The organism is Actinoplanes sp. NPDC051388, assembly GCF_055586225.1.
Genome location: NZ_JBVJIP010000004.1, coordinates 23,374 through 36,041 on the forward strand (window position 1 = coordinate 23,374; position 12,668 = coordinate 36,041).

Here is a 12,668-nt window from a genome sequence, read left to right on the forward strand (position 1 = left end):
GTCTTCCACCGAGCACGGGAGATGCCATGACCAACGTGGTCGTCAACGACCTCACCAAGAGATTCGGGCGGGTGACCGCGGTCGACGGGCTCACCGTGGACCTGACGCCGGGAGTCACCGGATTCCTCGGCCCGAACGGCGCCGGCAAGACCACCACCCTCCGGATGATCCTCGGCCTGATCCGGCCGACCGCCGGCTCGGCCCTGATCGACGGCCGCCGCTACGCGGATCTCACCCATCCGATCCGTACGGTCGGAGCGATGCTGGAAGCCTCCGGCCTGCACCCGGGTCGCACCGCCCGGCAACACCTCCGGATTCACGCCCGGCTCGGCGGTGTCGCCGCGAGACGGGTCGAGACCGTGCTCGACGAGGTGGGCCTCACCACCGACGCGGACCGGCGCACCGGCGGCTACTCCCTCGGCATGCGGCAGCGACTCGGCCTGGCCGCCGCCCTGCTCGGCGACCCGCCCGTGCTGGTCCTCGACGAACCCGCCAACGGCCTCGACCCGGCCGGGATGGCCTGGCTGCGCGGGCTGCTGCGTGATCTGGCCGCGCAGGGCCGCACGATCGTGGTGTCCAGCCACGTGCTGGCCGAGGTGGCGCTGACCGCCGACCGCGTGATCATCGTGCACGACGGCCGGGTCCGCTTCACCGGATCACTGGACGGCCTGGAATCGCCGGCCGCGCTGGAGGCCGAATTCCTGCGCGTCACCACCGGGAGCCCGCGATGACGATCATTCTCGGCGCCGAGTGGCTGCGGCTGCGCACCACCGGCGGCGCCTGGCTGCTGCTGATCTCCAGCCAGGCGATCATCGTGCTCGGCGTCAGCGGCCTGATGCTGCGCGGCGACGACCTCGCCGACCCGGTCACCCAGCAGCAGGCGGTCGCCCACCTCGGCCTGGTCTCGCTGTTCACGCTGGTCCTGGGCATCACCGCGGTGGCCGGCGAGTACCGTCACCGCACCATCTCCGGCACCTACCTCGCGGTGCCGCGCCGCGCCCGCATCGTGGCGGCGAAACTGGTCGTGCACACCGCGGCCGGTGCCGTCTTCGGCGTCTGCGCGGCGGTCAGCGCCCTCGGCTCGACGGCGCTCTGGCTGGCGGTGCGCGGGCAGACGTTCCACCTCGACAACGCGGAGCTCTGGCGCACGGTCGCCGGCGGCATCGCCTGGAACACCGTCTTCGCCGCCCTCGGCGTCGGCGTCGGCGCCCTGATCACCAATCAGATCGGCGCGATCGCCACGGCCCTGGCCTGGCTCGCGCTGATCGAGGGGCTGGTCGGGCAGCTCGTCGGCGACGCCGCACGGTGGCTGCCGTTCGCCCTGGGCTCCGCCCTCGACCTGCTGCCCACCGCATCGGACGGGCCGGTGCAATGGCTGGCCGGCCTCGCGCTGGCGGGCTATGCCGCCGTGTTCGCGGTCGCCGCGACGCTGACCACCGTGCGCCGCGACGTCACCTGAGCCGTCAGCTGACCGGCAGGCCGGCCAGACCGGCGATCAGGCCGAGGACCGCGCTGATCCCGAGCACGCGCAGCACCGACCACTTGACCCGGAAGATGAGCACGGCCGCGATCACCGCGATGACGCACGGCACCACCCGCACATCGGTCACGTCGGGCAACTCCAGATGCAGCGGCCCGGCGGTGACCGTGCGGCTGCCCGCGAACAACGTGTGCACCGCGAAATACAAACCCAGGTTGGCGATCACCCCGACCACCGCCGCGGTGATGCCGGTCAGCGCCGCCGACAGCGACCGATTGCCGCGCAGCCGCTCCACATAGGGCGCACCGAGCAGGATGAACAGGAAGCACGGCACGAAGGTCACCCAGCAGGTGAGCACCGACGCCAGCACCCCGGCCACCCACGGATCCAGCGAACCCGGATGGTGGAAGGCGCCGAGGAACGCGACGAACTGCACCACCATGATCAGCGGTCCCGGCGTCGACTCGGCGAGAGCCAGCCCACGCACCATCTCACCCGGCGACAACCAGCCGAAGTCCTCCACCGCCCGCTGCGCCACATAGGCCAGCACCGCATAGGCGCCCCCGAAGGTGACCACCGCCGTCCCCGAGAAGAACACGCCCTGCCGGGTCAGCACACTGCCCACACCGGTCGTCACGGCAACCACCGCCACCGGCACGAACCAGACCAGCAACCCGACCACCAAGATCATCAGGGTACGCCGGGCAGACGGCCGATCGTGGTGCAACGCATCGTCCGAGACCAGTGGCGGCGGCCCGTCCGGCTCGGACCCGTGCCCGGCCGCGGCCGTGATCAACGCCGGCCGCCACCGGTGCACCACCCAGCCCGCCCCCGCCGCGCCGGCCACCACCAGCGGGAACGGCATCCCGAACACGGCCAGTGCGAGGAACGCCGCAACCGCGAACCCGACCAGCATCGGGTTGGTCAGGGCCCGCCGGCCGACCCGCCACACCGCCTGCACCACGATCGCGACCACCGCCGGCGCCAGCCCCGCGAACACCGCCGCGACCACCCTGGTGTCACCGAAGCCGACATACACCGCCGAGAGCGCCAGCAACGCCACGAACCCCGGCAACACGAACAACGTGCCCGCGACCAGCCCGCCACGCATGCCGTTGAGCAGCCAGCCGACATAGATCGCCAACTGCTGCGCCTCCGGGCCGGGCAGCAACATGCAGTAGTTCAACGCGTGCAGGAACCGCTGCTGACCGATCCACCGGCGCTCGTCGACCAGATGCCGCTGCATGACCGCGATCTGCCCGGCCGGCCCGCCGAAGGTCTGCAACGAGATCCCGAACCAGGTCCGCACGGCCTCCCGGAACGGCACCACATCGCGGGTGGATTCCGCCGAGCTGCTCACGCCGGCCCGCCCCGCAGCGCCGGGCGGCCGCCGACGTGGGTGACCGTCGCTCCGGCCGCCGCGGTCGCGTGGTGTGCCGCCTCCTCGTAGGAGAGCTTTCGCAGCAGCGCGGCGGTCAGCGCCGCCGTGAAGGCGTCCCCGCCGCCGGTCGTGTCGACGACCTTGGCGTCGGTCAGCGGCACGCGCAGCCGGCCGCCTCGCCAGATGAAGAGGTTCGCGTCGGCCTGCGCCAGCGCCAGCAGCGACGGCCCGTCCTCGAGCACCGTTTCGTCGATGCCCTGCGCCTCACGCTCGTCGGCCCGGACGACGTCGGCATATGCCAGCAGACGCCGGTCGGTCACCGCGCCGTCCAGGACGACCAGCCGGCCCGCCTCCCGGCCGATCCGGGCCGCGGCCAGCGCCGCCTCGACGGGCTGCTGGAGCTGGACGAGCACCGCGTCGGCGCCGGCGATGACGTCGCGCGCGCCGAGGACGTCCGCCTCGGTCAGCAGCACCGGCGGCGGCAGGTGCTGCACGTATCGCCACCGGGCATCGGCGTCGAGCAGTTCGACGATCAGCCCGGTCAGTGTGTCGCGGCGGCGGATCACCGCGGCGACGTCGATGCCGTCGTGCCGGGCCTGGTCGAGCAGCACGTCGCCGATCACGTCGTCGCCGGCCACCGCGACCAGCCGCGGCCGCACCCCGAGCTGGGCCAGCGCCACCGCCTGGTTGGCGCCCTTGCCGCCGAGCTGCTCGCGCCGGCCGGTCGCATCAGCGGACGCGCCGGCCTCGGGCGCGTGGTCGACGGTCAGGACGAGGTCGCGGGCGAGTTGCCCGACAACGGCCGCTACGAGTCGTGTCACGGCCCAATTTTGCACCAGGTCAGATCTTCTTCAGGCGAGCGTCGCCCGTGTCCTGACGGTCCAGCCCCTCACGCGGCGCATGATCAGCCGAAGACCAGGCAGAACGGGTGGCCGGCCGGGTCGGCGAACACGCGGAAACCCGATTCGCGTTCCGCGGGCAGCCGGCGGGCGCCGAGGGCCAGCACCTCCTGTTCCGCGGCGTCGACGTCCTCGACCCGGATGTCCAGGTGCGCCTGCTGCGACCCGTGGGGGTCCGGCCAGGTCGGCGCCGTCCACTCCGGCGACCGCTGGAAGGCCAGCTCGCGCGCGCCGGGCGCGGTGCCGATGACCACCCAGTCCGGGCTCTCCTCGTGGACACGCATGCCGAGCACGGACGCATAGAAGCGGGCCAGCGACCCGGGATCGGGACAATCGAGGACGGTCTTCTCCAGCCGGCCGATCATTGCCTCACCTCTCAACCTTCCACGCCGGTGGCGGTGTGTGCGGTGCCGACCGGCTTGGACTGCGACGAGCCGCGCTGGCGCAGGTAGATCGCGAGGATCGCCATCGACGCGACCGCGAGCAGTTCGGACTGCCAGTTCTGCAGGGTCCGGTTCCAGAAGTCGGGTTCCCCGAGGTATTGCGCCCAGGAAACCGGATCCTGCAGGTCGCTCAGCTGCCGCTCGTTGAAGGCCGCCACGCCGGCGATCGACTGGGTCGCCCACGAGGCCAGGAAGATCGCCCCCATCACGAGCCCCAGCGAGTTCGAGAAGACCCACAACCGAAATCCCCGGGCGCGCGCGGACGGCGGCGAATGCTCGTCCGCGAACGCGCCCACCTTCTGCTCGCGATCGGACTCGAGGCCGGCGTTGTCCAGGCTCTTGGACTCCGGCGATCCCTTCTGCAGCAACCACACCGTCAGGAAGATGTAGAGGAAGAACTGCAGGTACTCCGACTGCCAGTTCTCCGCCACGTCGGTGGCGAAGCTGGCGGACGTCAGATAACGGCCCAGCGACACCCGTGGCAGGCCCTCGGTCAGCTGCTGCTGATTGAAGTCGGCGTGCCCGGCGAACGCCTGCCCCACCAGCACGATCAGGAACAGGACCCCGAAGACCAGGCCCAGCGAGTTCTCCTTCAGGAAGCGCTTCACCGGTGCAGCACCCCCAGCGTCGCGAGATACACCAGCCCGGCGGTCACGACCAGGAGCAACAGCACGAACAACACCCGCATCGTCAGCCTCCCTGGACCGCGCAGTCGTAGGGACGCTCGGCGCGCGGCTCGCAGCCGGCCGCGACGACCCGCCAGCCGCCCGGGAAGACGGCCAGGAACACCGTGTCGCCGGTCAGGCGGACCTGCGCCCACTGTCCGTACACCTCGGTCGCGGTGACCGTGCCCGGCGCGGGCAGGTCCTCCTCGAGGATCGCCTCCTGGCAGGGTTTGTCGGCCGACTGGGCGACCTCGGCCGCGCTCTCCGGCGCCAGCACCGCGCAGGCCGCGACACCGTCCTGCGCGCCGATCGCGTCGAATAGCCGCTGCGCCGCCGCGTCGGCGGCCCGACCACGGTCACCGACGGACGCGCAGCCGCCGGCGGCCGCCGCGCACAGCGCCAGAACCACCACCGACATCCTCGTTGATCTCAGCCTCAGCACGGAGCTGAGTATGCCCGACACCGGCACATCTCAAGCGCACATACCGGCTCAGAAGAACTCGCGGCGATACATGTCGGTCAGCTCGCGGTAGTGCGGACCCATGTTGGCGACGTACACCTCGTCGAAGCCGGCCTTCTCGTAGGCCTGCAGCTGCGCCGCGTGCTTGTCCGGATCGGGCCCGCAGGCCACCGCCTCGCGTGTCATGTCCTCGGTGACCAGCTGGGACGCCTGCTCGAAATGCTTCGGCGAGGGCAGCACCTGGGACAACTCCCCCGGCACGCCGCTGTTGGCCCACAACCGATGCGCGATCCGCGCGCCCTCGTCCTCGGTCTGCGCCCAGCAGCCCTTGAAACCGCCCTGCACCGGCTTGTCGCCGCCGCCCTGCTCGCGGAACCGCCGCACCAGGTCCGCGTCGGGCATGGTCGAGACGTAGCCGTCGCCGATCCGCGCCGCCACCTCCAGGGCCTTCGGGCCGAACGCCGAGACGTAGACCTTCGGCGGCGAGTCCGGCAACGTGTAGACCCGGGCCTGATCCACCGTGTAGTGACGCCCGTGGTGGGTCACGAAATCGCCGTCCCACAGCTTGCGCATCACCTCGACCGCCTCTTCGAGCATCTCCAGGCGCTCCTCGGCGAAGGGCCACCGCTCGCCGGTGATGTGCTCGTTGAGCGCCTCCCCGGTGCCGACGCCGAGCACGAAGCGCCCCTCGTGCAGCACCGCACTGGTCGCCGCCGCCTGCGCCACGATCGCCGGGTGGATCCGCTGGATCGGGCAGGTCACCGCCGTGGTGACCGGGATCGTGACGACCTGGCTGAGCGCGCCGATGATCGACCAGACGAACGGGCTCTGGCCCTGCTCGTCGTTCCACGGGTGGTAGTGGTCGGAGATCCACAGACTCTGGAACCCGGCGTCCTGGGCCAGCCGCGCCTGCTCGATGAGCTGGGCCGGGGTGTATTCCTCGCAGGACAGGAAGTAACCGATTCGCATGCCCGGACGGATACCCGCGAAACGGCCGGTCAAGCGCCGCATCACAGCGAGCGGGCGAACTCGTGCGCGGGCGCGGACCAGGAGTGCGGGTCGAGCCAGGGGAAGCCGTGCGCGCCGGGCAGTTCGGCGTACTTGCCGTCGGGGGCGGTGGCGACCAGGCGGCGGGCCCAGCCGGGGGTGCTCAGCACGTCGTCGGCGCCGCGCAGCACCAGCAGCGACACGGTGAGCCGGCGCAGGGCGGCCTCGATGTCGTGCCGCAGGCAGGCGTGGACCAGGTGGGCCAGCCGGCGCGGGCCGGCGCGCCGCCACTCGGGCAGATGGGTGCGGGTCAGTCCGGGCGGCTCGACGCGGCCGTCCTGCAGGATACGCAGTGCCAGCCGCGGAAACGGCCGCACCGCCGGGTCGACCGTCGGGCTGGCCAGCATCAGTCCGGCCGCCATCGGGTGGCCCGCAGCGGCTTCGGCCGCGACCTGGGTGCCGCTGGAGTGCCCGGCCAGCAGCACCGGCTCGGTGCGGGTGGCGGTGAGCCACTCGGCGACCGCCTGCCCGTACTCGGCCACGGACAGCTCGTGCGGCGGCTCGCCGCTGCCCGCCAGGCCGGGCAGTTCGAGCAGATGGGCGCGGGTCCACCCACCGAGAGCACGAACGCCGGGGATCAGGTAGTCGGCGACCGCCATGCCCTGCACGACAACGACCTCGGGGACGCCGTCGCCGGGCGAACCGAACGACCGGCTGCGCATCCGCCCGAGCGGGCCATCGTGGAATGAGGTGTCCACAGAGAAGGTTCATACCCGCAGCTAGCGGGCATGAACCCGGTCGGGAGGTGCGATGAGACTGCCCCGCGAGATCGCCGGATTCGACTCGGCGTCCGGCATGATGGTGGTGGCGCCGGCTATCCGAAGCGCCGAAAACCCGCGGTGGTGATCGGTTCGTCCGGCGGCGCGCTCGTGCACATGCCTTCGACGGCACCGCCCGGACGTTTCTCGACCGCAATCCCGATCTCGTGCTGCACCACATGCACGACCCCGACCAGGACCGCCTGACGCTGCGCCGGATGGCCTATTTCCGGGTCAAGCGCACCCGTCTGGGAGGCGGCTACGAACGCTTTCTCACCGACCACCTCGAACCCGGCGGCACCATCGTCATCGCCGAATGCGGGCAACGATGGCCGGTCACGGGTCGAACCGTCGCTCGACCTGATGCACGCCCATCTGGACCGGGCCGATCCCCTATGACCATCTGCACCTCGGCCTGTTCTGCCACGGCGTCGAATCCGCCGGCATGGCGACCGCCGAGCAGTGGCGGAAACTTCTCGGCCGCGCCCGCACAGCTGGGTCGTTCGCCGGGGTGTCGCCGCAGCGCTACCCGAACGATCCGCTGACGTTCTTCCGGTTCCGACCGGCGCTGCGCGCCATCGGCAACCGCTTCCCGTGCCGGAACCGCTGACCGTGACAGCGGCCCGCTCCGCGCTCGCCGCCGGCCCGGCCGGGTCGGTCCGGTGGGACCGACCCGGCGGCTGATCAGAGGTCCAGGTGCCGCCGCAGCTTGACCAGGCTCCCGGCGAGCAGGCGCGAGACGTGCATCTGGGAGACGCCTATCTGCTCGGCGATCTGTGCCTGGGTCTGATTGCCGTAGAAGCGCTGCGTGACGATCCGCCGTTCGCGTTCTGAGAGGCAGGCCAGCGCCGGTCCGAGGTCGAGCCGCATCTCGACGATCGTGTAGCCGGGCTCGTCGCTGCTGATGGTCTCGCCGAGCTCCTTGGTGCCCTCACCACCGACCGGAGTGGACAGCGAGGTCGCCCGGTAGGCACGCGAGCCCTCCAGGCCCTCGATCACCTCCTCCTGGGAGGCGCCCAGGTAGGCGGCGATCTCCGGCACGGTCGGGGTGCGGCCCAATGACGCCTGAAGGGCACCGGCGGCCTCGTTGATCGCCAGCCACGCCTCCTGAATGCGGCGGGGCACCCGGACCGACCAGGTGCGGTCGCGGAAGTGCCGCCTGATCTCGCCCAGGATCGTGGGGAACGCGAACGCCACGAAGTCGGCGCCGCGACTCGGATCGAACCGGTCGACCGCTTTGATCAGGCCGATCGTGGCGGTCTGGACGAGATCGTCGAGCGGCTCGCCGCGCCCCGAGTAGCGGCGGGCGAGACGCTCGGCCATCGGCAGCCAGGCTTCGATGGCGCGATCACGACGGGTCGGCCACTCGGGATCGGTGGGCGGAAGGCTCGCGAACGCGGCAATCGCCTCGGCGGCGCGTTCGTCCTGGGTCTCGGCAAGCATGTGGTCCTCCTCGAACGCCGCGGTGCGGCGGAGCGTTCGCCGAGGATGCACCCGAAGATTCAAGGTGTCGGACCCATCGCGCGAGCTCACCCGCACACAACTGGATCTCGGCACCCTTCTCGACCGATGAGCAGATGCTAGCCGAAGAGCCGACCGCCGCCAACCCGAAAGGCTGATGACACCCCGCTAGGAGCCGTCGGACCGATCGGCGGCGTTGGCGACCAATGTCGCGGCCACGTCCCTGAGCTTGCGGTTGGCATCCTGAGAGAGCCGGGACAGGATCTTGAAGGCCTCCTCCGCCGAACACCGCCGCTCGGCCATGATGATGCCCTTGGCCTGCTCGATCATGGCGCGGTGCTCCATCGCCCGGCGCGTGTGCTCGGCGAGGCTGGCGGTGGTGTCGTAGAGGTGGGCGTTGGCCAGCGCGACAGCGGCGTAACCGGCGAACGTCTGCAGCAGCAGCAGCGAGTCCTCGTCGAAGGCCTCGACCTTCATGGCGTAGACGTTGAGCGCCCCGGACACGCCTTCCTGGACCGGCAGCCCGATCGAGAGGGAGCTGTGTGCTCCCGCCGCCACGGCTTTTCGTGTCCAGTTCGGCCAGCGAGCATCCTCGGCCAGGTCAGGCACCGAGATCGCGGTCTGCTCGGCCGCGGCCTGCAGGCACGGGCCCTCGCCGCGCTCGTACTGCCGTTCGTCGAGTTCGAGAGCCATCGGGCCGGTGAACGCGGCCGTGTGCGCGGCCTTCCCGGACCAGGGTGACCGACACCTCGTCGGCGCCGGGCACGCTGTTCTTCGCCAGGTCCGCAATGCGGCGCAGCACGCCGTCGAGGCCCATCGAGTCGAGTCTGATCCGCCCAGCTCGGCGAAGGCGTTCTGTGGATCGATCGGGTCCGGGGTCACGAAGACCACCAGCTTCCATACAGCCGGTGCAGCCGTCAGACACCCGCACCGAGGATCGGCATCTGCCGACACCTCGTGGAGGGGACATCAAGACCCGCGCCGCTGCTGCACGCCGGCTTCCGCTGTCGCTCGAGACAGCAGCCAGAGACCTGACCACACCCCAGCTGCGGGGGTCGGATGGCGGTCGCCGCCCCGGCCGACTAGCGTCAAGGCCGGGTCAAGCCGAGCGCCCGCCAGCTCGCCGATGGATTGGTGCGCCCATGGAGACCCCGCAGCCGCTGCGTGACCACCTGGTCAAGCTCGCCGGCACCCCCGACGGCAGTGCCGCAGTCGATGGCGACCTCGTCGCGATCGCCCAGCTGACCACGGACCGGGTCTCGGCCGTCTCGTACGCATCGGTGACGCGGCACGACCACAAGGGCCATGTCACAGTGGCCGCGACCAGCGCCATCGCGGCGGCCGTCGATCAAGCGCAATACGGGGACAACGCCGGCCCCTGCCTCGAAGCCCTCGACAGCGGGCGACCGACGGCCGTGGCGGAGATCTCCGCCACCATGGACTGGCCGGGCTTCCGCAGCCAGGCCCTCCGTTTCGGCCTCTACGCGTCGCTGTCGATTCCGCTGTTCGCCGGGCGTGGTGTCCCGATCGCGGCGCTCAACCTCTACGCCCGGCATCCGCGCACGATGCGGGCACTGTCCGAGTCGGTGCAGTCGGCCTTCGGGATCGGCGACGCACCCGCGGAAGGCCGGCGCAAACTCGACGCCGGCGGTGACGAACTGGTCGCGGGTCTGATCGGAGCGTTGGCCGTCCGGGCCGTCCTCCAACAGTCGATCGGTGTGGTCATGGCGCTGACCGCGTCCGGCCCGGATGACGCCTACGAGCAGTTGTGCCGGCGGGCGAGGGAGAACGACGTCGCGCTGGTCGAGGCCGCCGAGCAGATCATCTCCGGTCAGCGCTGGTGAGGTGCCCGGCGGCGATGCCCCGGACGAACCGGGGTAACATCACCACTCTGCGACCGGCCACCCAGGTGACCGGTCCACCGGCGTCAAGCAGCGGCGCGGGTCCGGGTGCCCATCGGGCTTCGGGCAGCACCACACCCGCCTCCGCGCAGCCGTCCCTCCGGCAGCGCACCCGCTGCAGGGAATTGACGGTGACACACCAGCCCACTGACCTTCTGCGCGCCTTCGCGGAACTGGGGCGCATCAAACTCGGCGAGACCGATCTCGAGGGCGTCTGCGCGCGTGCCACCGAGATCGCGAGCCGGACCATTCCGCATGCCGACGACGCAGCCATGATGGTTCTCCGTGACGCGGGCGATCCGGTGACCGCCTTCACCAGTGCACGGGCGGAACGGCTCAACGGATCCGGGCCGGCCCTGCGAGCGGCAGCCGAGAACCTGACCGTCTACGTTCCCGACACCGCGGCCGAAGACCAGTGGCGCGATTGGATGCAGGATGCCGCCGCGGCCGGGATCCGCAGTGTTCTGTCGGTGGGCCTGCCGGTGCACGACACCGCCGCCGGAGCGATCACCGTCTACAGCGAGAGTCCCCGGGCGTTCGACGACACCATCGAGCTGACCGAGACGTTCGCCGGGTACGCGACCGCTGCACTGGCCAACGCCTATATCTACGACACCACCGCCGGCCTGGCCGAGCACATGCGCCGGGCGATGGAGCACCGCGCCGTGATCGAGCAGGCCAAGGGCATCATCATGGCCGAGCGGCGGTGCACACCCGACGATGCCTTCGCCATCCTGATCAAGCTCTCGCAGGACTCCAACCGCAAGCTCCGCGACGTCGCCGCCGCCCTCGTGGCGCACAGGGCCGATCCCGACCGGGCGAAACGTCGCGGTTCCGGGACACCGGCCACACCCTGCGCGGACGGATCGGCTTAGCTGTGCACAACCGCGTGGCCGACCTGGGCGGGCGCGTGGCCAGGGTGCGCCGGTCCAGCAGAGCGGCCGGCGCACCCGCCTCAAGCGGTGATCGACAGGATGCCGGCGAGGCCGGTGATCTCCAGAACGCGAGCCGCGATCCCGTGCACCCCACGCACCGAGAAGGACCCCCGCTCCTGGGCGGCGAGCAGGTGGGCGACGGCGAGAATGTCCGCACCTTCGGCGCCGAAGTATCCGATCGCACTCAGATCACAGCAGACCCGACGGCCACGGCCGATCACCTGCGTCAGGGCCGCCAGCACCGCGGGCGCCGTGTCGAAGTCGATGTCACCCGCGATCGCGACGACGAAAACGCCGTCGCCGTCGGCCGGCTCCACCGAGTGCGTGACGACCAGGGCGCCCAGACAGCCGGCCACAGCAGACCGGGGACGCCGCGAACCTGACACGGTCATGGCCCACCCACCATCAACGAGTTGGCGGGCGCGCGGCTTGACCCGGCTCTGAGCCTAACCGGCCGAGGCCCGATTTCCATCAGTGAATCGGGTGACGTGCACATCGCCTGCGATCACTGTCCGGGCTGGTTCCGCTCGATCAGGTTCGCGGCGGTTTCGACCAGACCGGCACCCGCGTCGGCTGCCCGCGCGAGAAGAGTCAGGTAGGCGCTGCGGGCGTCGGCCGCGGCACCGACCGGAGAACCCGGATCGACTCCTGAATCATCGAACGGATGGCCAGGGCCCTGATCAGGCCGGCCGTCAGCTCCCGGCCGCCGGCCTCGAGATCGCCGTGGTCCCAGTCACCGGCCGAGTCCGGGCCGTACGCGTCGCAGACCGCCTCGCTCAGCGTCCGCATCGCGGCGGGCTGCCGGCCGTAAAGGTTGAGGGCGGCCACGACCGCGCCGGAACCGGTGAACACCGGGATCGACAGGGACGTTCGCAGACCCAGGGAGAGTGCGGTGGCGCGGAACGCCGGCCAGGTCGTCACGGCGGCGATCTCGCCGACCGCGGTCGGGTTGCCGGTCCACAGCGCCTGCAGGCAGGGACCCGCGTCGTGGTCGTACTGGGCCTGATCGACGGCGACCGCGGCGTCGTCGCTGGCGGCCACCGTGGCGGGGCCGCTCGGGCACCGGCTGGTCACCGACGCCGCCTCGACCGTCGTGATCCGCGCCGCGGCGAGCTGGGCGATGACGATCAGGTGGGTGCTGACCAGCGCGTCGTCGTCCGGTGTGCCGGCCAATCCGATCAGCCGGTCCGCCAGCAGCCCGGTCATCTGCGCGGTTTCGAAAGGCAATCTGGTCACCG

Annotated in this window: 17 protein-coding genes; 5 read left to right on the forward strand and 12 right to left on the reverse strand. The window is 71.1% G+C overall.

The window, feature by feature from the left end:
• Positions 1-26 precede the first annotated feature (26 nt).
• Together ACZ6TI_RS11990 and ACZ6TI_RS11995 are read left to right on the forward strand one after the other, a co-directional pair.
• A complete protein-coding gene (locus ACZ6TI_RS11990; RefSeq protein ID WP_465345023.1) occupies positions 27-731 on the forward strand; it encodes an ABC transporter ATP-binding protein in 705 nt (234 codons plus the stop codon).
• Positions 728-1,459: a hypothetical protein gene (locus ACZ6TI_RS11995; protein WP_465345024.1), complete on the forward strand. Its 732-nt coding sequence runs from the start codon at positions 728-730 to the stop codon at positions 1,457-1,459. Before ACZ6TI_RS11990 ends, ACZ6TI_RS11995 begins: the two co-directional genes overlap by 4 nt.
• Before the next feature lie 4 nt (positions 1,460-1,463).
• On the opposite strand, the gene chrA is transcribed toward ACZ6TI_RS11995, so the two are convergent.
• From chrA to ACZ6TI_RS12035, 8 genes are all read right to left on the reverse strand, one after another.
• On the reverse strand, positions 1,464-2,840 hold the full coding sequence (gene chrA / locus ACZ6TI_RS12000; RefSeq protein WP_465345025.1) for a chromate efflux transporter: 1,377 nt from the start codon (positions 2,838-2,840) through the stop codon (positions 1,464-1,466).
• Positions 2,837-3,682 carry a PfkB family carbohydrate kinase gene (locus ACZ6TI_RS12005; RefSeq protein ID WP_465345026.1) on the reverse strand — a complete coding sequence of 282 codons (846 nt, stop codon included), beginning with the start codon at positions 3,680-3,682 and terminating at the stop codon, positions 2,837-2,839. Before ACZ6TI_RS12005 ends, chrA begins: the two co-directional genes overlap by 4 nt.
• Before the next feature lie 83 nt (positions 3,683-3,765).
• On the reverse strand, positions 3,766-4,125 hold the full coding sequence (locus tag ACZ6TI_RS12010) for a VOC family protein (protein ID WP_465345027.1): 360 nt from the start codon (positions 4,123-4,125) through the stop codon (positions 3,766-3,768).
• Between the two features lie 11 nt (positions 4,126-4,136).
• On the reverse strand, positions 4,137-4,811 hold the full coding sequence (locus ACZ6TI_RS12015; protein WP_465345028.1) for a DUF6766 family protein: 675 nt from the start codon (positions 4,809-4,811) through the stop codon (positions 4,137-4,139).
• Between the two features lie 82 nt (positions 4,812-4,893).
• Complete coding sequence (locus tag ACZ6TI_RS12020) at positions 4,894-5,286, reverse strand: hypothetical protein (RefSeq protein ID WP_465345029.1); 393 nt, start codon at positions 5,284-5,286, stop codon at positions 4,894-4,896.
• Positions 5,287-5,358: 72 nt separating this feature from the next.
• Positions 5,359-6,297 (reverse strand): TIGR03557 family F420-dependent LLM class oxidoreductase, encoded by a 939-nt coding sequence (locus tag ACZ6TI_RS12025; protein WP_465345030.1) that lies wholly within the window; start codon positions 6,295-6,297, stop codon positions 5,359-5,361.
• Between the two features lie 41 nt (positions 6,298-6,338).
• On the reverse strand, positions 6,339-7,073 hold the full coding sequence (locus ACZ6TI_RS12030) for an alpha/beta fold hydrolase (RefSeq protein WP_465345031.1): 735 nt from the start codon (positions 7,071-7,073) through the stop codon (positions 6,339-6,341).
• Between the two features lie 116 nt (positions 7,074-7,189).
• Positions 7,190-7,459, reverse strand: a complete 270-nt coding sequence (locus tag ACZ6TI_RS12035) for a hypothetical protein (protein ID WP_465345032.1) — start codon at positions 7,457-7,459, stop codon at positions 7,190-7,192.
• 119 nt (positions 7,460-7,578) lie between these two features.
• Between ACZ6TI_RS12035 and ACZ6TI_RS12040 the strand changes: the two genes are divergently transcribed.
• Positions 7,579-7,743: a hypothetical protein gene (locus ACZ6TI_RS12040; protein WP_465345033.1), complete on the forward strand. Its 165-nt coding sequence runs from the start codon at positions 7,579-7,581 to the stop codon at positions 7,741-7,743.
• A 74-nt stretch (positions 7,744-7,817) separates the two neighbouring features.
• Here the strand turns inward: ACZ6TI_RS12040 and ACZ6TI_RS12045 are convergent, their stop codons facing one another.
• Together ACZ6TI_RS12045 and ACZ6TI_RS12050 are read right to left on the reverse strand one after the other, a co-directional pair.
• Entirely contained in the window at positions 7,818-8,576 is a 759-nt protein-coding gene (locus ACZ6TI_RS12045) for a SigB/SigF/SigG family RNA polymerase sigma factor (RefSeq protein WP_465345034.1), read from the reverse strand.
• Positions 8,577-8,762: 186 nt separating this feature from the next.
• Positions 8,763-9,287 (reverse strand): ANTAR domain-containing protein, encoded by a 525-nt coding sequence (locus tag ACZ6TI_RS12050; RefSeq protein WP_465345035.1) that lies wholly within the window; start codon positions 9,285-9,287, stop codon positions 8,763-8,765.
• Positions 9,288-9,736: 449 nt separating this feature from the next.
• Here ACZ6TI_RS12050 and ACZ6TI_RS12055 point away from each other — a divergent pair, with 449 nt between their 5' ends.
• Both ACZ6TI_RS12055 and ACZ6TI_RS12060 read left to right on the forward strand, forming a co-directional pair.
• Positions 9,737-10,438: a GAF and ANTAR domain-containing protein gene (locus ACZ6TI_RS12055; RefSeq protein WP_465345036.1), complete on the forward strand. Its 702-nt coding sequence runs from the start codon at positions 9,737-9,739 to the stop codon at positions 10,436-10,438.
• A 188-nt stretch (positions 10,439-10,626) separates the two neighbouring features.
• Entirely contained in the window at positions 10,627-11,370 is a 744-nt protein-coding gene (locus ACZ6TI_RS12060; protein ID WP_465345037.1) for a GAF and ANTAR domain-containing protein, read from the forward strand.
• Between the two features lie 80 nt (positions 11,371-11,450).
• On the opposite strand, the gene ACZ6TI_RS12065 is transcribed toward ACZ6TI_RS12060, so the two are convergent.
• The gene (locus ACZ6TI_RS12065; protein WP_465345038.1) at positions 11,451-11,822 is read right to left on the reverse strand and encodes an STAS domain-containing protein; all 372 of its coding nucleotides are present in this window, start codon (positions 11,820-11,822) and stop codon (positions 11,451-11,453) included.
• 199 nt (positions 11,823-12,021) lie between these two features.
• Positions 12,022-12,666 (reverse strand): hypothetical protein, encoded by a 645-nt coding sequence (locus ACZ6TI_RS12070; protein ID WP_465345039.1) that lies wholly within the window; start codon positions 12,664-12,666, stop codon positions 12,022-12,024.
• Between the last annotated feature and the right edge of the window lie 2 nt (positions 12,667-12,668).